The sequence below is a fragment of the Streptomyces sp. NPDC017056 genome, from assembly GCF_044332485.1.
Classification (GTDB): Bacteria; Actinomycetota; Actinomycetes; order Streptomycetales; family Streptomycetaceae; genus Streptomyces.
Window position 1 is genome coordinate 313,762 of record NZ_JBIRPD010000011.1, and the last position, 19,573, is coordinate 333,334.

Sequence of the window (19,573 nt, forward strand, 5' to 3'; positions counted from 1 at the left end):
TCAGGGAATGGAGATTCATTATGCGAGTACTCGTGGTGGGCGGCGGGCCCACCGGGCTGACGCTGGGCATCGAGCTGGCCAGGCGCGGCGTCGCGGTGCGGGTCGTCGACAAGGCGACCGCGTACTTCGACGGTTCGCGCGGCGACGCCATCCAGCCGCGCACCCTGGAGGTGTTCGACGACCTCGGCGTGCTGGACGCCGTACGCGCGGCCGGGGCGCCGCCGGCACCGCTCCGCGTGCACCTCGACGGCCGGTTCGCCGGCGAGCACTGGATGACCGAGCCGCGCGACCCCCGCCCCGACGTCCCGTATCCGAACGGGTGGGTGCTGGGCCAGTCGCAGACCGAGGCAATCCTGCGGGACCGGCTGGAGGAGTTCGGCGTACGCGTCGAGCCGGGCACCGAGCTGTCCGGCCTCGCGCAGGACGCGGACGGCGTGACCGCGCGGTTCGCCACCGGGGAGCAGGCCCGGTTCGACTACCTGGTGGGGGCCGACGGCGGCGCCAGCCTCGTACGCAAGGAGATCGGCGTGGCCTTTCCCGGCGCCACCGACGAGACCTTCCGGGTGCTGGTCGGCGACGTGTCCGTGCCGGGCCTCGACCTCTCGGTCGGGCACTGGTTCGCCGCGGCGGACAACCCGGTGCGGGGCGTCGCGCTCACCCCGCTCCCCGGCACCGGCAGGTTCCAGTTCATCTCGCCGCCCCTGGGCGAAGGGGACGACGCCTCACTGGAGACGATGCAGGCCGTACTCGACCGGTTCTCGGCCGGCCTGCGCCTGACCGGGCACGGCTGGTCGACGGTGTGGCGGCCGAACGTACGGCTCGCCGAGCGCTACCGGGTGGGACGGGTCTTCCTGGCCGGCGACGCCGCGCACGTCCACCCGCCGACCGGCGGCCAGGGCCTGAACACGGGCGTACAGGACGCCTACAACCTCGGCTGGAAGCTGGCCGGGGAGACCGCCCTCGACAGTTACGAGACCGAGCGGCGGGCGGTCGCGGCGCGCGTGCTCGGGGTGAGCACCGACCTGCTGGACAAGTACGTGGCGGGCAGCGCGGACGCGCACAAGCGCGGCGAGGAGGGCTTCGGCCTCGACATCACCTACCGGGCCGCGGACGCCACCGGCCCCCTCGTCACCGGCGACCGCGCCCCCGACGCCCCGCTGCTGGACGCGGACGGCAAGCACGTGCGCCTCTTCGACCTGTTCCGCGGCCCGCACTTCACCCGGCTGGCCTTCGGCGCGCCCGCACCGGACGAGGAGCACGCCCACGCCGTACTGCGCCCCGGCGAACGGCCCGTCGGCGGGCGGTACGTCGTCGATGCCGAGGGCCACGCATTCGCGGCCTACGCGGCGGCGCCGGGCGACACCTTCCTGGTCCGCCCGGACGGCTACCTGGCCTGAGCGGCGGGCCGGAGGCGGTGAGCGGGCCCGGGGCGCGTCCTACAGCCAGCCGTTCCGCTTGAAGCCGCGGTGGATGAGGAAGCAGACCGTGAGCGTGACGGCCGCGACCAGCGGGTAGCCGAACGCCCAGTGCTTCTCCGGCATGTACTCGAAGTTCATGCCGTAGATGCCGCACACCATCGTCGGTACGGCCAGGATCGCGACCCAGGCGCTGATCCGCCGCATCTGCTCGTTCTGGGCCACGGTGACCTGCGCGAGGTGCGCCTGGAGTATGGAGTTGAGCAGTTCGTCGAAGGCGTTGATCTGCTCGGTCACCCGCTCCAGGTGGTCCGAGACGTCGCGGAAGTACGTGGTGATGGCCGGGTCGACCAGCGCCATCGGCTGGGTGGCGAGCGCCTGGAGGGGGCGGGCCAGCGGGGACACCGCGCGCTTGAGCTCCAGCAGTTCCCGCTTGAGCTGGTAGATCCGGCCCGCTCCGGTGCCGGAGCCCTTCGTGCCGTGGCGCTTGTCCGGCTCCGGGGCCCGGCGGGTGCTCTCGGCGAAGACCTCGCTCTCGACGTCGTCGATGTCGTCCTGCACGGCGGCGGCGACGTCCAGGTAGTCGTCCACCACCAGGTCCGCGATGGCGTGCAGCACCGCGGAAGGGCCGATGGCCAGCTGGTCCGGGTCCGACTCCAGCTGCTCGCGCAGCGGGCCGAGCGAGCCGTGGCCGCCGTGCCGGACCGTGATGACGAAGTCGGTGCCGGTGAAGACCATGATCTCGCCGGTGTCCACCACCTCGCTGGTCTCGGTCAGCCGGTCGTGCTCGACGTAGCAGACCGTCTTGAACACCGTGAACAGCGAGTCGTCGTACCGCTCCAGCTTGGGCCGCTGGTGGGCGTGGACCGCGTCCTCGACGGCGAGCGGATGCAGCCCGAACAGCTCCACGATGCCGGCGAACTCCTTCTCCGACGGCTCGTGCAGGCCGATCCACACGAAGCCGTCGCCGGATTCGCGCACCCGGCGCACGGCCACCTCGGCCGGGTGGTCGCCGGGCTGGCGCACGCCGTTCTCGTACACCGCGCAGTTGACGACGGCGGTGCCCAGGGGCGACCGCGCCGGGTGGCTGAGGTCGACACCACGGTGCCGCTGCTGCGGCAGGCGGACCGCTTTACGGAGGTTGCTGATCACCGACACGGACACCAGTATGGCCCGCTCGTACGGCCGGGCGGGAGGCGCGGCGACTCCTCCGCGTGCTTCCCGCCCGTATGGATTTCTCCGCTCCGCCGCGTAGGCACCGGGCTCAGCGGCCCGCCACGTGAAGGGGACGCGCGGCGCCCAGTCCCATCACCACCTGCGGCACCAGCAGCACCAGCAGCACGGCCACCGGCGCCGCCCAGCCGCCCGAGACGTCGTGCACGGCACCCAGCACCGCGGGCCCGGTGGCCGCCAGGACGTAGCCGAAGCACTGGGCCATGCTGGACAGCTGTGCGGTGTGCCGGATGTCCGGGGCGCGCTGGACGATGAACAGCAGGGCCAGACTGATGGCCGCGCCCTGGCCGAGACCCAGCAGCGTCATCCACACGTACGCGCCACCGGCCGGCGCGGCGAGCATCCCGGCGAAACCGGCCGCGCAGAGCACCGCGCCGAGCGTCGCCAGCGCGCCCGCCGGCAGCCGCCGCCCGACGATCACCGGGGCGAGAAAGGAGCCCGCGATGCCCAGCAGCGAGGAGAACGACAGCATCCAGCCGGCGTCGCCCGCGCTCAGGCCGGCGTCCGTGAGCATGGTGGGCAGCCAGGCGGCAGCCGCGTAGTAGCTGAGCGACTGGAGGCCCATGTAGCCGGTGACCTGCCAGGCCAGCGGGGAGCGCCACAGGCCCCGCACGGGATGTGCCGCCTGCTGGGCGGCGGCCGCAGTGGTACGGGTACGGGCCCGGGTCTGCGGCAGCCACACCACCAGCGCGACGACCGCCAGCGAGCCCCAGCACGCCAGCGTGGCCTGCCAGCTCAGCCCGGCCGCGCGCTGGACCGGCACGGTGACACCCGCCGCCAGCGCCGCGCCGCCGAACAGCGACATCGAGTAGAGACCGGTCATCAGCCCGGCCCTGGCCGGGAAGTCCCGCTTGATCAGGCCGGGCAGCAGCACGTTGGCGACGGCTATCCCGGCGCCGATGACGATCGTCCCGGCGAACAGCGCGGCCACCGGGTCCAGCAGCCGCAGCGCCGTGCCCGCGCAGATCAGCACCATGGTGCCGAGCAGCGAGCGCTCCATGCCGAAGCGGCGGCCGAGCCGCGGCGCGACGGGGGCGAGCAGGCCGAAGCAGAGCAGCGGCAGCGCGGTCAGCAGGCTGGTCGCCGCGGCCGACATGCCGCTCTCGTCGCGGATGGTGCCGGCCAGCGGCGACACGGCGACGAGCGCCGGACGCAGGTTGAGCGCCAGGAGGATGACCCCGGCGCCCAGGTAGAGGGCGCGGCGTCCGGCGGCGCCCGGCGGCGGGGTGTGCGGGGCGTTGTCCTCCGCGGGTGCGCCCGGCCGCGCGGCGCCACCGGTGCCGGGGGCGCTCACGGTGGCGGCCGGTCCGTCGTCATGCATGGGCTTCTTCTCCTGAACGTGCCGGGTCGCGCGGGTCCGCCGCCGGTTCGCCCTCGTACGGGCGCGCCTCGCGCAGCGCGTCCATGGCCTCGGTCAGGTGCGCGAGCGCGGCCTGCTCGGCGGCGTCGGGGTCCCGGGCCTCGATGGCGTCGACGATGGCGGTGTGCGCGTCGAACTGGTGCCGTACGGAATCGGGGAGCGGCCTGCGGATGACGGCCTGGAGGGTGGCGCGCAGGGCGTCGCTGAAGTGCTCGTAGAGGTCCGCGAGCACGCCGTTGTGCGCCGCCGCCGCGACGGTGCGGTGGAAGTCCACGTCCGCGTCGATGAACGCGGCGATGTCGCTGTTCCCCCAGGCGCGGTCCCGCTCGGCCAGGGCGGCCCGCAGCGCGGCCAGGTCCTCGTCGGTGCGGCGCAGGGCGGCGTAGCGGGCCGCGTCGCGCTCCAGCGAGGCGCGGACCTCGTACGCCTCCAGGTCGGCGGCCCGGCGCAGCCTGCGCTGCACGGCGGCCCCGAAGTCGCTGCTGGCCCTGACGTACGTGCCGTCGCCCTGGCGCGGCTCCAGCATCCCGGTGTGCACCAGGGCGCGGACCGCCTCGCGGACGGTGTTGCGGCCCACGTCCAGCGTCTCCACGAGCACGGGTTCGGCGGGGATCTTCTCGCCGACCTCCCACTCGCCGTCGGCGATGAGCCGTTCCATCTGCTCGATGACCAGGTCCACCAGGCTGGTGCGGGCGGTGCTGCGCAGCGGCATGGACGCCGTCCTCCCTCTCGATTCCACCGGTGATGGGAACATCCCATGTTTGGCGGTGTCAAACGTCCGGCGTTAACCTGGGACCGCCGGTGATCTCCGGATCCCGGTACGGCGGTGGGGCCCGCCGGACCACAACCGCGGCACGTCACGCCGCCAACGGTCCCTGCTTGCACAGCGGAAGCGCGGCACCGCGCGCACCGCGCGAGTAGGAGACGCATGGACACCCGAGCCCCTCGACCGCCGGCGCCCTGGCGCGGCCAGTGGGCCGCCGTCGCCGCAGTGTCGGCCGGCGGTGGCATCGGCGCGGCCGCCCGGTACGGCGCCGGCCTGCTGTGGCCCACCACCCCCGGGACGCTGCCCGTCACCACCCTCCTCGTCAACGTCGTCGGCTGCGCGCTGATGGGCGTCCTGATGGCGCTGATCACCGAGCTGGGGTCGCCGCACCGGCTGCTGCGCCCGTTCCTGGGGACCGGAATCCTCGGCGGCTTCACGACCTTCTCCACGTACGCGGTGGACATCGCGCACCTGGTGGAGACCGGACGCGTGGCCCTCGGCCTGGCCTGCCTGGCGGTCACCCTGCTCGCCGCGCTGGCGGCGACGTGGTGCGCGATGGCGGGCACCCGGTTCCTGCTGGCCCGGCGGGGTGTGCGGTGAACTGGCTGCTGGTGGTGGCCGGCGCGATGGCCGGCGCGCCGCTGCGGTTCCTGGCGGACCGCTTCGTGCAGTCCCGGCACGGCACGGCTTTCCCCTGGGGCACGTTCGCGGTCAACGTCGTGGGTTCGCTCGTCCTGGGGCTGGTCACCGGCGCGGTGGCGGCGGGGGCGGCGTCCTCGCAGGTGCTCCTGCTGCTGGGGACGGGACTGTGCGGTGCGCTGACGACGTACTCGACGTTCTCTTACGAGACGGTGCGGCTGGCCGCCGGCGGCGCGCGGTTCCACGCGGTGGCCAACGTGGTGGCGAGCGTCACCGCGAGCCTCGGCGCGGTGTTCGTCGGTGTGGCTCTCGCGCGGGCGCTGTGGTCCTGAGCGGTACGCGGGTGACCGGGCGCGCCTGATGGGCTCGGCTGTACGTCGTGACACCCACAAGAGTGAACGATTGAGGTCGAGTTCCGAACGGAACCTTTCTTCACCGCCGCCCGACAGCCAGCCGGAATACGCTGGTGGCGCGGTGCCCCGGACCCCGGTTCGCACGATCACGAGACAAGTACGTGCACGTTCGCATCAGGGGCGGGATGGTCATGCTTATCCACTACCGTATCGGCGCGAAAAAAATCAAAGTAGTGCGGCCCGAGGGCGAGTTGGACCTCATGACGGCGCCACGCTTCCGGAGCCTGCTGCGCCAGGGCCACAGCCGCGTCACCGGCCCGCCCCGGCTGATCGTCGACCTCGCCGGAGTCACCTTCATGGACTGCTCCGCGCTGCGTGAACTGTGCGACGCCCAGACCTGGGCCGTGGAGCAAGGGGGCTGGGTCCGCGTCGTGCACGCCCAGCGCGGCATCGCCACCCTGCTGCGCGCGACGCGCCTCAGCAGCCGTTTCCCGCGCTACGCGAGCGTCCGCGACGCGCGCTCCGACCAGTTGGCCAACTGCTCGCCCTGAACGGCGCACGGCCGCCCGCCTCCAGAACCGGGTTCGTGAGGCACGGTGGTCATCAGGCACCAACCGGGAGACCATGGACACGGGCCGCAACCGGCCGACGACGGAAAGGGATGATCTCCATGGTCCGGGAACTCCCGGCACAGGCGCAGGTGGCAGTGCCCGAGGGGCTCATCGGCGACTTCGACACCGGAGAACTCCTGCACCGCCTGTCCGCGCACTGCGCGGAACTGCTCGGCGTCGACACCGCAGCCGTCCTCCTCGCCGACGCGCACGGCCGGCTGCGCACCGTCGCGACCACCGGCGGCGACGCCGGCCTGCCACCCCCCGCCGAACCGCCCGACCTCCGGAGCCCCTACGCGGACTGCTACCGCAGCGGGGCGCCCGAGACGGACATCGCGCTGCTCGACGCGCGCACCGTCGAACGGTGGCCGCGGTTCACCGGCCGCGCGCGGGAACTGGGCTATGTGACCGCGCACGCCCTACCGATGCGGCTGCGGTCCCGCGTCATCGGCGTCCTGGGCCTGCTGTCCACCACCACCGCGCGGCTCGGCGAACGGGACGCGGCGTTCGCCCGGTCGCTGGCCGACCTGGCGGCCGTCACCCTCGTACAGCAGCGCAGCCTGGAACGCAGCCACGCGGAGAGCACCCAGCTGCGCAACGCGCTGAGTTCCCGCGTCGTCATCGAACAGGCCAAGGGGATGCTCGCCGAGCGCTGGGCGACGACCGTCGACGAGGCGTTCGAGATCTTCCGGAGCTACGCGCGCGCCCACCGCCGCCGGCTCGCGGACCTGGCCCGCCAGATCGTCGACGGCACGCTCGACAGCGGCCTCGTCAAGGAGTACTTCCTCAACCGAAGGTGATGTGCAGGATCTGCTGGAGGACCGCATGGCAGAAGTCTTCTTACGGCGCCTGACCAGGTGGCAGGCCGAAGCGCAGCGCGAGGCCGTCGCCGATCTGTACGTCGAGGCGTACCGGGGCCCCTCGGGTGAGGAGTTCCGCGGCCGGGGGGCCTTTCTGCAACGGTTCGCCGAGCACGTCCAGCGCCCCGGATTCGAGATGGTCATCGCCAGCGAACCGGCCCTGGTCGGCTGCGCCTACGGCTTTCCCGCCGAGCGCGACGGCGGGTGGTGGCAGGGCTTCAACGGCCAGGTGCCGCGCGAGCTGGAAGAGCTGACGGCCTCAGGGCGGGTGTTCGTCGTCGCCGAGCTGATGGTGCTGCCCGCGCACCGCCGCGGCCACGTCGCCACCCGCCTCCAGGAGACACTGCTGATCCGCAGCAGCGCCACGATGGTGGTCACCCTGGTCGGTACGGAGAACGGGGCGGCGCGCTCCGCGGTGCGGGCGTGGGGCTGGCGCCCGACGGGCCGGCTGCGCGGGGCGTCCGACGGGGAGCCCGAAGTGGAGGCGTGGAGCCGGGTGCTGGCGCACTGAGCCACGGCCCAACGGTACGAAGCGGGCCGGGCGCGCGTGGCGGAACGCGTACGCGCGCGGCAGGGTCCTGATGACCCCGCCGCGCGCGTAGGCGCTGTCGGACCGTAACGCTCTCGTTCCGTAATTTCCCGGGTCCGTACGGCTGCCGCCGTGCTACCGGACCTGCCGGGGGAGCGGACCGGTCAGGGGCGCAGGCCCTTGAGGCCGTTGGCCCAGAGCTGGTTCACCTGCGCCCGCTCGTTCTGGTCCGGCTGGGAGTTCGTGCAGGACGGGCCGGGGCCGCCGCCGGACATCAGCTCGCTGCAGGGGCCCTCGTAGTGGTCCGGCAGGCCCAGCACGTGACCCGTCTCGTGCGTGGTGACGCGGGTGGAGTCGTACTCCTGGTTCTGCTGGTAGTCGAGGAAGACGAAGCCGCGGCCGTGGCCGTCGGTGCTGGCGTAGGAGCCGCGCGCGTCGTTGCCCTCGCGGTACTGGAAGTCGCCGCCGCTGCCTTCCTGGAGCTTGACGTTCTGCACCGCGCCGTTCCAGATCTGCGCGCTCGCGGCTATCTGGCTCTTGAATGTCGGTGCGGCGCTGGCGTCGTAGGTGACGGTGACGGCCTTCAGGCCCGGGTGAGCCTTCTGCTTGGCCTTCACCGACTTCATGACGGCTTCGAAGAACGCCTTGGTGTCGGCCTTCTCCGCGGCCGAGCCGACGTACGCGGCGGCCGTCACCTTGGCGTGCCCGGGGGTGGTGGAGGAGACGGTGCTCGCCGTGGCGGGGGCCGAGGCGGCCAGCGCGGCGACGAGGCCCAGACCGAGCGCTGCCGACAGCGCCGTCTTGGGAGATCTCATGGGGGGACTCCTTATCGCCCGTGGGGCCGTACGGCCGCCGTGTGGGGCGGCGGCCGGGGCCCTGCGGATGAACTTGTGGTGCCGGAGAGTCTGTTCGAGATCATCCGGGGCGCGGAGATGCCAGGTGGCGATAGCACCAGGTGATACCCCTGCGGGGAAAGCGGCCCGAGCAGGCCCGGAGAGTCTGGTGTGACGTGCGCAAACGTCGTTATGCTCCGGTCGTGGAGCTCGAAGTGAGGCATCTTCGCGCACTGTGCGCGATCGCCGACGCCGGCAGCGTACGCAAGGCGGCCCGGCAGCTGGGCATGACCCAGCCTTCCTTGACGACCCAGCTCCGCCGCATCGAGAACGCCCTGGGCGGCCAGTTGTTCTTCCGCGAGCGGACCGGCAGCAGGCCGACGCCGCTGGGCCACTCCGTGCTGAGCCGGGCCCGGCCGATAGTGGCCGACATGCGCGCGCTGGTCGACGAGATCGCCGCGGCCTCCCTGCGGGGCGGCTCCCGGCTGCGCATCGGCAGCACCAGCAGCCGGGCCGTCGCGGGCTGGCTGCGGCGGCTGCGGGCCAGGCTGCCCGACACGGAGACCACCATACGTATCGACGTGTCCGCCAGCGCCCTCCTCCAGATGGTGGCGATGGGCCAGCTCGACGTCGCCTTCGTCCACGAGGTGGAGGGGGCGCCGCTGCGCCGCCCCGACGGGCTGGTGGAGCGCGAACTGATCGCCAGGGAGCCGCAGTTCGTGGCGCTGCCGGCGCACCACCCGGCGGCCGCGCGGCCGGTGGTCGACCTCGCCGAGCTGGCCGGCGACCAGTGGATGGTCGACCCGTCCGTGGACGGCGAGTGGACGGGCCTGCGCCGGATCTTCACGGCGGCCGGCCTGGACCCCCGGGTGGTGCACGGGGACTATCTGACCGCCGCCGACCTGGTCGCGGCGGGCGAAGTGGTCACCCCCTGCCAGCCCACCTCACGCCCCCGGCACGGCATGGTCATCCGGCCGCTGCGCGGCGACCCCCTGGCTGTCCGCCTCTTCATGGCGCACCGCCCGGGCGCGGCACCGGCCGCCCCCGCCGACGCCCTCTTCGCCGACCTCACCGCCTCCTACATGGAAGTGGCCTGGGCCAGCGCGGCGTACCGCGAGTGGCTCGTACGGCACGACGGGCCGCTGCCGATCGCGACGTAACGCGGGGGCGGGAAGCCACGGCCACGCCCGGCCTCACCTCGCCGGGCGCCTCGGGTCGAGGCGCCCCTCGACCACCTCGCGGGCCACCTCGGTCAGCAGGCGCTGGTGGGAGCGGGCATAGCTGCGCAGCACGGTGAAGGCGGCGTCGGGCGAGAGGGCGTGGCGGGCGGTCAGGGCCCCTTTGGCCTGCTCGATGACGACCCGGTGGGCCAGGGCGTGCTCCAGCTGGGCGGCAAGGGCGCGGCCGGCCTCGACCTCGTGCTCGCGCACCACGGTGACGGCGGCGAAGTCCGCCAGCGACTGGCCCAGCGTCATCAGATCACCGGTCAGCGGTGTGCCGCTGGTGGCGAGCAGAACCAGGGCGCCGACCGGCCCCGAGTGGCCCCGTAGGGGGAGGGCCGCGACGTGGGTGCAGTCCAGGGCCAGGGCGCGCGGCGCGTAGCGCGGCCAGCGCTGCCGGGCCACCGAGCCGGCCAGGGCCGTACTGTGCAGCGCCGTACCGGAGCGGCGGCAGGCGGGGCCGGGCCCCTCGTCCCAGGCGGCGGAGTCCTGTTCGAGTCGGCGTACGCCTTCGTCGGAGCCCGCGACCTGCGGTGTGTCGCGGGAGGTGGGGGTGAAGGCGACCCCGGTGGCGCGGACGCCGAGCAGTTCCCTGCTGTGCCGGGTGAGCCGGGCCAGCAGCGTCGGGACACCGGGCGGGCCCGGCGCTCCGCCACCCGCCAGTTCCACGAAGACGGATGCGAGGTGCTGCGGAGCGGTGGTCATGGGTGGAGGCTCCTCGGTGGGTTCAGCTGCCCTGGGCGAGTTTCAGCGTGCCACCGAGGACCTGCCGGGCGATGGCGTCCGGTGACTGCCCGTCGGCGAAGGCTCGTGCTTTGATCATTGCCAGTGCGTCCTGTACCAGGCAGCCCGCCTGTACGGAGAGCATGCCGGCGGCCTGCTGGACGCTGTCCCGGTGGTCGGCGCCGTTGTACAGTTCGGGGTCGGCGTCGGGGCCGAGCAGCACGATACGGGTGAGGGCGTCGGCTATCACGGTGAGCGCACCGGAATCGGCCAGCCCGCTGCCCGGGTCGAAGACCGCGAGCGCGCCGATGCAGTGGTTGTCGGTCCGCAGGGGCGCGGTGACCACCTCGCGGATGCCCAGGGCGGTCAGCGCGGGCCCGTAGGCGGGCCAGCGGCGCTCGATGGCCGTTCCGGCGGCCGAGACCAGGCGGTGGCTCACCGACGCGTCGTGTGCGGGGCCCTCGCCGAGCACGAACTCCAGGTCCTGGGCCGCGCGGGACGCCTCGTCCGACGAGGCGACGGAGAGCTGGCCGTGGTCGGTGCCCATCAGGGTGAGCGCCGCGCTGGAGGTTCCGCACGCTTCCGCGACGCCCGTCATGAAGCGGGGTCTGCTGAACTCCTCACCGCCCCAAGCGGCCATCCGCTCGGCGTACGCCTCCTGGAGGCGCGCGGAGGAGAGATGGCACTCCGCGGTCTTGCGGTAGGCGTTGGCCAGGTCCGTATGCAACTCACCGCCGACCGAGGCCGCCAGGATTTCCTGCTGCTCGGCGCACGCGGCGGCGTGCTCGGCACGCTGCCGGGCCCTGGCCGCACGTCGCCGGGCCAGCTCCGCCTGAACGTCCCTGCGTGAGCCCCAGACCATAGTCACCAGCGTACGCCTGCGGTCGCTCTCAGTCGCTGTTATCGGTGCGGTCCGCCTCCAACAACAAGACGACACCGCCGTTGTGCCGGTCGAACGGGGAGCACAGGACGTTGCAGGTGATGGGCCGGCCGATCCGGTTGACGGCCGAGAGCCGCGAGGGAGCCGTGCGCTTGCCCGACTCCAGGCACTTCTCGACGGCCGGGCGCAGCATCTCGGTGGGCAGCCCGAAGTCCAGTGCGAAGAACGGCTCGTCGATCACCTCGTCGGGCCGCAGGCCCCACATGTCCACCGCGCCGCGGTTCCAGCTCTTGACCTTCAGTTCCTTGTCCAGGACCACGACGCCCGCGGCGATGGAGGTGACCACCCCTTCGAGGAAGGCGCGGGCCTCGTCCAGCTCCTCCGTGCGGGTGCGCATCTCCTCGTTCATCGTCTCCAGTTCCTCGTTGCCGGACTGGAGTTCCTCGTTGGTAGTTTCCAGCTCTTCGTTGGTCGACTGGAGTTCCTCGTTGGTGGTCTCCAGCTCCTCGATGCTCGACTGGAGTTCTTCGTTGGTGGTCTCCAGCTCTTCGTTGGTGGACTGGAGTTCCTCGTACGCCGTCTCCAGGTCTTCGCGTACCCGCTTGTTCTCGGCCTTGAGCTGGGTGGAGACGGTGACGTCGGTGAAGGTGATGTTGGTGGCGGCCAGCAGTCCGTTGGCGCCCATCAGCGGCTGGATGAGGATGTCGAAGTACTGGATCTCCTCGCCGACCCGCCGCTCGGCGCCGTTGACCCGCAGCGTGCGGCGCTCGTGGGTGGCCTGCTCGATCAGCGAGCGCAGCTCGACGGGCCGGTAGGAGATCTCCAGGTCCTGGAAGGGCCGCCCGATGTCGTTGGAGGTCAGGCCGAACTGGGCGCGCGCCTGGCTGTTGATCAGTACGGCGGTGCCCTCGCCGTCGACCGCGATGGACGGGGACGGGGCGGCGTCGAGGATCAGATCGCGCAGCTGCCGGCTGCGGGCGGCGACGGTCAGCTTCTCGCCGCCCATTCCCACCCGGATCTTCGCGGGCGTCGAGTGGTAGGGCGGCCCCGCCTCGCCGGGGCGCCGGCGGAAGGCGCGCTGGCGCATGCTGAGCACTTCGAACCGCTCGGCGTCGTTGAGCAGCATCTCCGCCTTCCCCAGGAAGAGGAAGCCGCGCTCCCGCAGGGCGAAGTGGAACCGGTCGATGATCTGCCGCTGCGCCTCGACGTTGAAATACATCAGGGCATTGCGGCAGACCAGCAGGTCCAGCCGGGAGATCGGGGCGTCGCGGGTGATGTCGTGCCGGCCGAAGATGACCCGGCGGCGGAGGTCGGTGCGGAAGTTGAACCGGGTGCCGTTCTGCTCGAAGTAGGTGTCGCGCAGCTCGGGGGAGAGCGGTTCCAGCGACTTCGCCGTGTACAGGCCGGAGCGGGCGTCGCGCAGCGCTTCCTCGTCCACGTCGGTGGCGTAGATCTTGACCCGGTTCAGTGCCTCGTCGACGCCCATCGCCTCGGCGAACATGATGGCCAGCGAGTAGGCTTCCTCGCCGCTGGAGCAGCCCGCGCTCCACACCCGGATCTCCTCGTCGGAGCCGGTGTCCGCGAGCAGTTCGGGCACCACCTCGCGCTGGAGGAACGTCCAGGCGTCGGCGTCGCGGAAGAAGGACGTCACGTTGATCAGGATGGTGTTGAAGAGCGCGTTGAACTCATCGGCGTTCGTCTCCAGGCGGTCCCGGTAGTCCGCGTAGGTGTCGGCCTCGACGTCGGACATCCGCTTGCGGATACGACGGCCCAGCGACGAGCGCTTGTAACCGGTGAAGTCGAATCCGCGGGCGTCCCTCAGGAAACCGAGCAGTTCCTCCAGTTCTTCGTCCGCCTCGACGTCCCGCGCTTCACCCATTACTGCCTCTTGGTCTCGACAAGACCGCGGATGACCGCGGCGATCTCTTCCAGGGGCAGCACGAAGTCCACCGAACCCGTACCCACCGCTGCCTCTGGCATTCCCTTGAATTCAGCCGTACGGGGATCCTCCGAGATCACCGTGCCGCCGCGTGACTTGATGGCGTCCACGCCCATGGCGCCATCGCTGCCGGTCCCGGTCAGCACACAGCCGATCGCCTGCGCCCCGTAGGCTCCGGCGACCGACTCGAAGAGCAGGTCGGCGGAGGGGCGCAGGAAGTGGACCAGTTCGCTTCCGGAGAGGGTCAGGGTACCTCCGGGGCCCACCAGGAGGTGCCGGTCGGGGGGTGCGATGTACACGGTGCCGGGCAGGGCCCGCTCGTCGGCCTCGGCGAGCTTGACCCGCAGGGTGGTGCGCCGGGCGAGCACCTCGGCGATGACCGTGCGGTGCCGCGGGTCGAGGTGCTGGACCACCAGGACCGGAACCGGCAGGTCCGCTCCGAGGGCGTCGAGGACCGAGGTCAGGGCCGAGATGCCGCCCGCGGACGAAGCGACGGCCACGATCTCGTAGTGGTCCGCTGCGCAGCGGTCTGTCGTCACGCTTCGAGCCTATCGAAACCCGGGCTCACCGGCGGGTACGCGGACACGCCAAGGTAAGGGGACGGCCGGTCCGCCGGCCGGGTGGCGCACCCGCGTACGGGGCTCCGGCACTGGCAGGGGGCATATGGGAAGCGGCCGGGCGAGTGGTGTGCACCCTCGCCCGGCCGCTCCGTGCCGCTGTCTCTTCTCTCGCGCGGGCGGATCGGGCCGCCCGGCGGGAAGGTCAGCCCTGCTTGGTCTCCCAGAAGATCTTGTCGATCTGGGCGATGTAGTCCAGGGCCTTCTGGCCGGTCGCCGGGTCGTTGGAGCCCTTGGCGGCGCTCAGCGCCTTGAGGGTGTCGTTGACCAGCTGGTGCAGCTCCGGGTACTTCTCGAAGTGCGGGGGCTTGAAGTAGTCGCTCCACAGCACCGAGACGTGGTGCTTGGCCAGCTCCGCGCGCTGTTCCTTGATGAGGACCGCGCGGGTGCGGAAGTCGGCGTCCTCGTTGGCCTGGTACTTCTCCTGGACGGCCTTGACCGATTCGGCCTCGATGCGGGCCTGGGCCGGGTCGTAGACACCGCAGGGCAGGTCGCAGTGTGCGCTGACCTTCACCTTGGGGGCGAACAGGCGGGAAAGCATGTTCAGTCCTTCCTCGTGATCGTCTTCTCAGGTGCGAGATTACTCGCTACGGGAAGCCTTTTCTCGGGTGCCCCGGGGGTATTAGGGCAAAAGGCCGGTGCACGGCTCGGTCTGATGGAGGATGGGACCGGAGCGGGTGCGACCGGGCCGCGGACGAGGCCGGGCCCGGACCGGGAGGTGTGGCGGATGCCGGAGCGGGTGGAAGAACGCGGACCGGAGCAGGAAGAGGAGCACGGACGGGAGCGCGCGGGGCTGCTGCGGGCCTTCGGCCTCGCCGAGGTCTACAACCCGTCGATGGTGCCGACGCTGCGGCCCGGCGACCAGCTGGTGGTCCAGTACGGAGCGGTGGTACGGCCGGGTGACGTCGTCGTCCTGCGCCATCCCTTCCGGCAGGACCTGCTGATCGTCAAGCGGGCCGTCGAGCGGCGGGACGGCGGCTGGTGGGTCCAGGGGGACAATCCGTTCGTCGAGAACGACAGCCGGGAGTTCGGCACGGTGCCGGACGAGCTGGTGGTCGCCCGTGCCTGGGTGCGGGTGCGGCCGCCGCGCGGGATTCAGCGCTCGCTGTCCGGCGTGGTGTCCTGGGCGGTCTCCGCGGTGCGGCCGGTGCGGCCGGCCCGTCCGCTGTCCAGGCGCTTGCGGGCCCGGTAGGCGGCGACGTTGGCGCGGGTCGCGCAGCGGTCGGAGCAGTAGCGCCGGGAGCGGTTGGTCGAGGTGTCGAGGTAGGCGTTGCGGCACGGGCGTGCCTGGCAGATGCCGAGCCGGTCCACGCCCAGCTCGGTGAGCTGGAAGGCCAGGCCCATGGAGGCGGTCGCGGTGTAGCCGGCGGTGGCGTTGGTCGCGTGGTCGGCGATGTGCAGGTGCCACTTGGGGCGCCCGTCCTCGTCGCGGAACTCGTGCCCGGAGATCTGCGGGCTGACCGGGAACTCCATCATCAGCGCGTTGAGCAGGTCCACCGCCCGTACCTCGTCGCCCTCGTCGGCCGCCTCGAAGACGGCGCGCAGCCGGGTGCGGACCGCGCGCAGGCGTGTCACGTCGCTCTCGGTCGCCCTGCGGGCCATCTGCTGGGGCGGCCCGAACAGCTCGCGCACGGCCTCGACCGAGGTGAGGGTGTCGCCGCCGCGCTCGGGCTGCTCGGTGTTGACCAGCCGAACGGCATAGTCCGAGTAATAGGCCAGATCCACTTGTAGTCCTTACGGGCGCGGTCTAGGGTTCGTAATAGGTGTTGTTGCTATGAGGGTATTACGGCCTGGAGGTAACGGTATGACCGAGACTGTCGTCGGTGCTGATTGGCAGGGCTGGCAGGACAGTTGGGACCGCCAGCAGGAGTGGTACATGCCGGACCGCGAGGAGCGGTTCCGCGTGATGCTGGACATGGTCGAGGCGCTGGTCGGCACCGAGCCGCGGGTGCTGGACCTCGCGTGCGGCACGGGCAGCATCTCCGACCGGCTGCTCAAGCGCTTTCCCAAGGCCGAGAGCGTGGGTGTGGATCTCGACCCCGCGTTGCTGGCCATCGCCGAAGGGTACTTCGAGGGCGACGAGCGGGTCACGTTCGTCCGCGCGGACCTCAAGGACCCGGCGTGGACCGACGCCCTGCCCCACGACTCGTACGACGCCGTGCTCACCGCCACCGCCCTGCACTGGATGCACACCGGTCCGCTGCGCGGCCTGTACGGGCAGCTCGGCTCCCTGGTCAGGGACGGCGGCGTCTTCATGAACGCCGACCACATGCCCGAGGGGGACACCCCGCGCATCGACGCGGCGGAGCGCGCCCTGCGGCACGCGCGGCAGGACGCGGCCAAGGAGGCGGGCGCGCTCGACTGGCGCGCGTGGTGGGAGCGGGCCGCAGCCGACCCGCTGCTCGCCGCGCCGACCGCCGAGCGCTTCGAGATCTACGGGGAGCACGCCGAGGGCGACACCCCCTCGGTGACGTGGCACTGCGAGGTGCTGCGCGAGTCCGGGTTCGCCGAGGCGCGCGCGGTGTGGCGCTCGCCGTCCGACGCGCTGGTCCTCGGGTTGAAGTAGCCCCGCGCACGGCCCGGCGGGCGGGCCGCACACGTGACGGGCGGTACGTGCCGGGCGGCGTTCACGCCCGTACGCACCGCCCGTCACGTCCGTCTCCACCGTCCCGGGCGGTGTCAGAGCACCTTGGACAGGAACGACTTGGTGCGCTCGTGCTGCGGCTTGCCCAGCACGTCGCGCGGGTGCCCGGACTCCACGACCACCCCGTCGTCCATGAAGACCAGGGAGTCGCCGACCTCCCGCGCGAAGCCCATCTCGTGCGTGACGACGACCATCGTCATGCCGTCCGCCGCCAGGTCCTTCATCACGTCCAGCACATCGCCGACCAGCTCCGGGTCGAGCGCCGAGGTCGGCTCGTCGAAGAGCATCAGCTTCGGCTCCATGGCCAGCGCGCGGGCGATCGCCACACGCTGCTGCTGGCCGCCGGAGAGCTGCGAGGGGTAGTTGCCCGCCTTGCCCGCCAGGCCCACCCGGTCCAGCAGCTTGCCGGCGCGCTCCCGGGCGGTCGCCTTGGACTCGCCCTTGACCTGGACCGGCGCCTCCATGATGTTCTCCAGCGCCGTCATGTGCGGGAAGAGGTTGAAGCGCTGGAAGACCATGCCGATGTCCCGGCGGCGCGCGGCGACCTCGCGGTCGCGCAGCTCGTACAGCTTGCCGTTGGCCTCCCGGTAGCCGACCAGTTCGCCGTCGACCGACAGCCGGCCGGCGTTGATCTTTTCCAGGTGGTTGATGCAGCGCAGGAACGTCGACTTGCCGGAGCCGGACGGGCCGATCAGGCAGAACACCTCACGGGGCGCGACCTCCAGGTCGATGCCCTTGAGGACGTGGGCGGCACCGAAGGACTTGTGGACGCCCTCGGCCTTGACCATGGGGGTGGACTTGCTGGTCATGCGGCACCTCCGGCCGACGAACGGTTGGCGCCGCCGGACAGCCGGGCCCGTACCCGCTGGATCGGGGTGGGCGGCAGCTGGCGGCTCGCGCCGCGGGCGTAGTGACGCTCAAGGTAGTACTGGCCGATGCTGAGCACCGTGGTCGCGATCAGGTACCAGGCCGCGGCGAGGATGAGCATCTCGACGACCGGACCGGCGTCGCGGCCCACGTTCTGCGCCGACTGCAGCAGGTCGTAGTACTGCACCGCGATGACCAGCGAGGAGGTCTTGAGCATGTTGATGACCTCGTTGCCGGTCGGCGGCACGATCACCCGCATCGCCTGCGGCACGATGATCCGGCGCAGCGTCTTGCCGTGGCTCATGCCCAGCGCGTGCGCCGCCTCCGTCTGGCCCTCGTCGACGGCGAGCAGACCGCCGCGGCAGATCTCCGCCATGTACGCGGCCTCGTTGAGCCCGAGGCCCAGCAGCGCGCACAGGAACGGGGTCATGAAGTCCGACCACTCGTCCTTGTAGATCGGCATGATGTCGATGTACTGGAAGACCAGGCCCAGGTTGAACCAGAGGAACAGCTGGACGTAGACCGGCGTACCGCGGAAGAACCAGACGTAGAACCACGCGACCGTCGAGGTCACCGGGTTCTTCGACTGCCGCATCACGGCCAGGACCACGCCCAGCACGATGCCGATGACCATCGACAGCACCGTGATGATCAGGGTGTTGCGCAGACCCCGCAGGATGTCCGCGTTGAACATGTACTCGGGTATCGCGCCCCAGTTGACCTTGCCGGAGGCGAAGGCCCGCACGAGCAGGGCGAGCAGCGCGAGAACGACGAGCGCCGCGATCCAGCGCCCGTAGTGCCGGACCGGAATGGCCTTGATCGGCTCGGGAGCGGGCGGCGGGGCGTCCGCCGGCGGCTGGGCCGGCTTGTCGACGTCAACTGACACGGGTGTTGCCTTTCAGCGTTCGGCGGGAGGGACGGGCCGTGCGCGGGCTGGGCGGCACGCGGCCGGGCGGGGCTCGGGCGCGCTCAGCTGCCGCCGTTGAGCTTGACTTCCTTGACCGCGGCGTCGGTGACGTTCCACTTCTTGAGCACCTCGGCGTAGCTGCCCTTCTTCACGATGGCCTCCATGGCCGCCTTGAGGGCGTCGCGCAGCTGCGTCCTGTCCTTGGGCACCGCGATGCCGTACGGGGCGGCCTTGACCGGCGCGCCGCCGACCAGCTGGAAGTCGTTGCCGCCGCCGGAGGTCTTGACCGCCCACGCGGCGACCGGGTAGTCGCTGGAGACCGCGTCCACGCCCCCGGTGCGCAGCCGGGTCTGGGCCTCGGTGTCGTTGTCGAACGCCTCGATGGAGATGGCGTCCGTGCCGGCCTCCTCGCACTTCTTGGACTGGTCCTTGGCCAGGTCGTGCGAGACGGTGCCGCGCTGCACCGCGATCTTCTTGCCGCACAGGGCTTCCCAGCCGTCGATGCCCTGGGTCTTGCCCTTCTGCGTGTAGATCGAGACGCCGACGTCGAGGTAGTCGATGAAGTCGACGCCGTCGCTGACCTTCTTGCCGGTGGTGCTGTCCACGCCCTGCTGGCGGTCCTTGGTGTCGGTCATCGCCGACATGGCGATGTCGTAGCGCTTGGACTTCATGCCGCCCATGAGGGTGTCGAAGGTGGCGTTGTTGAAGTTGAGCTTGACGCCCAGCTCCTTGCCCATCGCCGCGGCGAGGTCCGGGTCGATGCCGGTGACCTCGCCGTTGGTGCGGAACTCCACCGGCTTGTAGGTGATGTCCGAGCCGACCTGGATCATCGCCTTGTCCTGGACGTCCTTGGGCAGCAGCTTGAACAGCGGCGCGTCGGGGTTGCGGTTCTTGGCCGCCTCGCGCTTGGCGACGGCCGCGTCGGTCTGGTCGCCGCAGGCGGTGAGCAGCAGCAGCGAGGCCGCGACCGCGGTCGCGGCGGCCACGGCTGAACGAGTCCTGCCGGCGGCCGGGCGACGGGTGGGGCTTGCGGTCATGCTGATCCTCCTGCGGATGAGAAAGAAGCCGACTGGCAGGGGCCGGGCACACACCTTCGGGCGTCGCGACCTCGTTTGGTGACGGAATCTTGCCATCCGGACACCGCTATCCGGACTGCCCTACAGGTCAAAATCGGATA

Annotated in this window: 22 protein-coding genes; 9 read left to right on the plus strand and 13 right to left on the minus strand. The window is 71.5% G+C overall.

Translation table 11 applies throughout. The features are described 5' to 3' along the window. Positions 1–20 precede the first annotated feature (20 nt). On the plus strand, positions 21–1,397 hold the full coding sequence (locus ACH4OW_RS22355; RefSeq protein ID WP_398029751.1) for an FAD-dependent monooxygenase: 1,377 nt from the start codon (positions 21–23) through the stop codon (positions 1,395–1,397). Between the two features lie 39 nt (positions 1,398–1,436). Here ACH4OW_RS22355 and ACH4OW_RS22360 read toward each other — a convergent pair whose 3' ends face one another. From ACH4OW_RS22360 to ACH4OW_RS22370, 3 genes are all read right to left on the minus strand, one after another. Further along, on the minus strand, positions 1,437–2,567 hold the full coding sequence (locus tag ACH4OW_RS22360; protein WP_398029780.1) for a magnesium and cobalt transport protein CorA: 1,131 nt from the start codon (positions 2,565–2,567) through the stop codon (positions 1,437–1,439). A 112-nt stretch (positions 2,568–2,679) separates the two neighbouring features. Continuing rightward, positions 2,680–3,969 carry a CynX/NimT family MFS transporter gene (locus ACH4OW_RS22365; RefSeq protein WP_398029752.1) on the minus strand — a complete coding sequence of 430 codons (1,290 nt, stop codon included), beginning with the start codon at positions 3,967–3,969 and terminating at the stop codon, positions 2,680–2,682. Beyond that, positions 3,962–4,720, minus strand: a complete 759-nt coding sequence (locus ACH4OW_RS22370; RefSeq protein ID WP_398029753.1) for a FadR/GntR family transcriptional regulator — start codon at positions 4,718–4,720, stop codon at positions 3,962–3,964. Before ACH4OW_RS22370 ends, ACH4OW_RS22365 begins: the two co-directional genes overlap by 8 nt. Positions 4,721–4,936: 216 nt before the next feature. Here ACH4OW_RS22370 and ACH4OW_RS22375 point away from each other — a divergent pair, with 216 nt between their 5' ends. The 5 genes from ACH4OW_RS22375 to ACH4OW_RS22395 all read left to right on the plus strand — a co-directional run bounded on the left by ACH4OW_RS22375 (position 4,937) and on the right by ACH4OW_RS22395 (position 7,748). Continuing rightward, complete coding sequence (locus ACH4OW_RS22375) at positions 4,937–5,374, plus strand: fluoride efflux transporter FluC (protein WP_398029754.1); 438 nt, start codon at positions 4,937–4,939, stop codon at positions 5,372–5,374. Further along, positions 5,371–5,745, plus strand: coding sequence for a fluoride efflux transporter CrcB (crcB, locus tag ACH4OW_RS22380; RefSeq protein WP_360133029.1), 375 nt, complete (start codon positions 5,371–5,373; stop codon positions 5,743–5,745). Before ACH4OW_RS22375 ends, crcB begins: the two co-directional genes overlap by 4 nt. Positions 5,746–5,957: 212 nt before the next feature. Further along, complete coding sequence (locus ACH4OW_RS22385; RefSeq protein ID WP_398029755.1) at positions 5,958–6,317, plus strand: STAS domain-containing protein; 360 nt, start codon at positions 5,958–5,960, stop codon at positions 6,315–6,317. A gap of 110 nt (positions 6,318–6,427) precedes the next feature. Next, entirely contained in the window at positions 6,428–7,177 is a 750-nt protein-coding gene (locus ACH4OW_RS22390) for a GAF and ANTAR domain-containing protein (protein WP_360133026.1), read from the plus strand. 25 nt (positions 7,178–7,202) lie between these two features. After that, positions 7,203–7,748, plus strand: coding sequence for a hypothetical protein (locus tag ACH4OW_RS22395; RefSeq protein ID WP_360133023.1), 546 nt, complete (start codon positions 7,203–7,205; stop codon positions 7,746–7,748). 182 nt (positions 7,749–7,930) lie between these two features. On the opposite strand, the gene snpA is transcribed toward ACH4OW_RS22395, so the two are convergent. Then, the gene (gene snpA / locus ACH4OW_RS22400; protein ID WP_398029756.1) at positions 7,931–8,581 is read right to left on the minus strand and encodes a snapalysin; all 651 of its coding nucleotides are present in this window, start codon (positions 8,579–8,581) and stop codon (positions 7,931–7,933) included. 221 nt (positions 8,582–8,802) lie between these two features. Here snpA and ACH4OW_RS22405 point away from each other — a divergent pair, with 221 nt between their 5' ends. After that, the gene (locus ACH4OW_RS22405; RefSeq protein ID WP_360133017.1) at positions 8,803–9,759 is read left to right on the plus strand and encodes a LysR family transcriptional regulator; all 957 of its coding nucleotides are present in this window, start codon (positions 8,803–8,805) and stop codon (positions 9,757–9,759) included. Positions 9,760–9,792: 33 nt separating this feature from the next. On the opposite strand, the gene ACH4OW_RS22410 is transcribed toward ACH4OW_RS22405, so the two are convergent. The 5 genes from ACH4OW_RS22410 to sodN form a co-directional block, all read right to left on the minus strand. Then, positions 9,793–10,524 (minus strand): ANTAR domain-containing protein, encoded by a 732-nt coding sequence (locus tag ACH4OW_RS22410; RefSeq protein WP_398029757.1) that lies wholly within the window; start codon positions 10,522–10,524, stop codon positions 9,793–9,795. A 22-nt stretch (positions 10,525–10,546) separates the two neighbouring features. Further along, positions 10,547–11,404 carry a GAF domain-containing protein gene (locus ACH4OW_RS22415; protein ID WP_360133012.1) on the minus strand — a complete coding sequence of 286 codons (858 nt, stop codon included), beginning with the start codon at positions 11,402–11,404 and terminating at the stop codon, positions 10,547–10,549. Between the two features lie 28 nt (positions 11,405–11,432). Beyond that, positions 11,433–13,301 carry a CheR family methyltransferase gene (locus ACH4OW_RS22420; protein WP_360133009.1) on the minus strand — a complete coding sequence of 623 codons (1,869 nt, stop codon included), beginning with the start codon at positions 13,299–13,301 and terminating at the stop codon, positions 11,433–11,435. Next, on the minus strand, positions 13,301–13,900 hold the full coding sequence (locus ACH4OW_RS22425) for a chemotaxis protein CheB (protein ID WP_360133006.1): 600 nt from the start codon (positions 13,898–13,900) through the stop codon (positions 13,301–13,303). Before ACH4OW_RS22425 ends, ACH4OW_RS22420 begins: the two co-directional genes overlap by 1 nt. A 223-nt stretch (positions 13,901–14,123) precedes the next feature. Beyond that, complete coding sequence (gene sodN, locus ACH4OW_RS22430; RefSeq protein WP_030017226.1) at positions 14,124–14,519, minus strand: superoxide dismutase, Ni; 396 nt, start codon at positions 14,517–14,519, stop codon at positions 14,124–14,126. Between the two features lie 186 nt (positions 14,520–14,705). Here sodN and sodX point away from each other — a divergent pair, with 186 nt between their 5' ends. Next, complete coding sequence (gene sodX, locus ACH4OW_RS22435; protein ID WP_398029758.1) at positions 14,706–15,170, plus strand: nickel-type superoxide dismutase maturation protease; 465 nt, start codon at positions 14,706–14,708, stop codon at positions 15,168–15,170. Here sodX and ACH4OW_RS22440 read toward each other — a convergent pair. After that, on the minus strand, positions 15,074–15,703 hold the full coding sequence (locus tag ACH4OW_RS22440; protein ID WP_398029759.1) for a CGNR zinc finger domain-containing protein: 630 nt from the start codon (positions 15,701–15,703) through the stop codon (positions 15,074–15,076). The genes sodX and ACH4OW_RS22440 overlap by 97 nt on opposite strands. A 79-nt stretch (positions 15,704–15,782) precedes the next feature. Here ACH4OW_RS22440 and ACH4OW_RS22445 point away from each other — a divergent pair, with 79 nt between their 5' ends. Continuing rightward, complete coding sequence (locus tag ACH4OW_RS22445; RefSeq protein WP_360141205.1) at positions 15,783–16,544, plus strand: class I SAM-dependent methyltransferase; 762 nt, start codon at positions 15,783–15,785, stop codon at positions 16,542–16,544. Between the two features lie 113 nt (positions 16,545–16,657). On the opposite strand, the gene ACH4OW_RS22450 is transcribed toward ACH4OW_RS22445, so the two are convergent. The 3 genes from ACH4OW_RS22450 to ACH4OW_RS22460 form a co-directional block, all read right to left on the minus strand. Next, complete coding sequence (locus tag ACH4OW_RS22450; RefSeq protein WP_398029781.1) at positions 16,658–17,410, minus strand: amino acid ABC transporter ATP-binding protein; 753 nt, start codon at positions 17,408–17,410, stop codon at positions 16,658–16,660. A gap of 17 nt (positions 17,411–17,427) precedes the next feature. Continuing rightward, positions 17,428–18,375, minus strand: coding sequence for an amino acid ABC transporter permease (locus ACH4OW_RS22455; RefSeq protein ID WP_360141199.1), 948 nt, complete (start codon positions 18,373–18,375; stop codon positions 17,428–17,430). Positions 18,376–18,458: 83 nt separating this feature from the next. After that, positions 18,459–19,433 carry an ABC transporter substrate-binding protein gene (locus ACH4OW_RS22460; RefSeq protein ID WP_360141196.1) on the minus strand — a complete coding sequence of 325 codons (975 nt, stop codon included), beginning with the start codon at positions 19,431–19,433 and terminating at the stop codon, positions 18,459–18,461. Between the last annotated feature and the right edge of the window lie 140 nt (positions 19,434–19,573).

Excerpts from the sequence above, each read along its gene's own strand:
- ACH4OW_RS22355 (WP_398029751.1), top strand. The coding sequence starts at position 21 with ATGCGAGTACTCGTGGTGGGCGGCGGGCCCACCGGGCTGACGCTGGGC.
- ACH4OW_RS22365 (WP_398029752.1), bottom strand. The coding sequence starts at position 3,969 with ATGCATGACGACGGACCGGCCGCCACCGTGAGCGCCCCCGGCACCGGT.
- ACH4OW_RS22370 (WP_398029753.1), bottom strand. The coding sequence starts at position 4,720 with ATGCCGCTGCGCAGCACCGCCCGCACCAGCCTGGTGGACCTGGTCATC.
- ACH4OW_RS22375 (WP_398029754.1), top strand. The coding sequence starts at position 4,937 with ATGGACACCCGAGCCCCTCGACCGCCGGCGCCCTGGCGCGGCCAGTGG.
- ACH4OW_RS22385 (WP_398029755.1), top strand. The coding sequence starts at position 5,958 with ATGCTTATCCACTACCGTATCGGCGCGAAAAAAATCAAAGTAGTGCGG.
- ACH4OW_RS22390 (WP_360133026.1), top strand. The coding sequence starts at position 6,428 with ATGATCTCCATGGTCCGGGAACTCCCGGCACAGGCGCAGGTGGCAGTG.
- ACH4OW_RS22395 (WP_360133023.1), top strand. The coding sequence starts at position 7,203 with ATGGCAGAAGTCTTCTTACGGCGCCTGACCAGGTGGCAGGCCGAAGCG.
- snpA (WP_398029756.1), bottom strand. The coding sequence starts at position 8,581 with ATGAGATCTCCCAAGACGGCGCTGTCGGCAGCGCTCGGTCTGGGCCTC.
- ACH4OW_RS22410 (WP_398029757.1), bottom strand. The coding sequence starts at position 10,524 with ATGACCACCGCTCCGCAGCACCTCGCATCCGTCTTCGTGGAACTGGCG.
- ACH4OW_RS22415 (WP_360133012.1), bottom strand. The coding sequence starts at position 11,404 with ATGGTCTGGGGCTCACGCAGGGACGTTCAGGCGGAGCTGGCCCGGCGA.
- ACH4OW_RS22420 (WP_360133009.1), bottom strand. The coding sequence starts at position 13,301 with ATGGGTGAAGCGCGGGACGTCGAGGCGGACGAAGAACTGGAGGAACTG.
- sodN (WP_030017226.1), bottom strand. The coding sequence starts at position 14,519 with ATGCTTTCCCGCCTGTTCGCCCCCAAGGTGAAGGTCAGCGCACACTGC.
- sodX (WP_398029758.1), top strand. The coding sequence starts at position 14,706 with ATGCCGGAGCGGGTGGAAGAACGCGGACCGGAGCAGGAAGAGGAGCAC.
- ACH4OW_RS22445 (WP_360141205.1), top strand. The coding sequence starts at position 15,783 with ATGACCGAGACTGTCGTCGGTGCTGATTGGCAGGGCTGGCAGGACAGT.
- ACH4OW_RS22450 (WP_398029781.1), bottom strand. The coding sequence starts at position 17,410 with ATGGTCAAGGCCGAGGGCGTCCACAAGTCCTTCGGTGCCGCCCACGTC.
- ACH4OW_RS22460 (WP_360141196.1), bottom strand. The coding sequence starts at position 19,433 with ATGACCGCAAGCCCCACCCGTCGCCCGGCCGCCGGCAGGACTCGTTCA.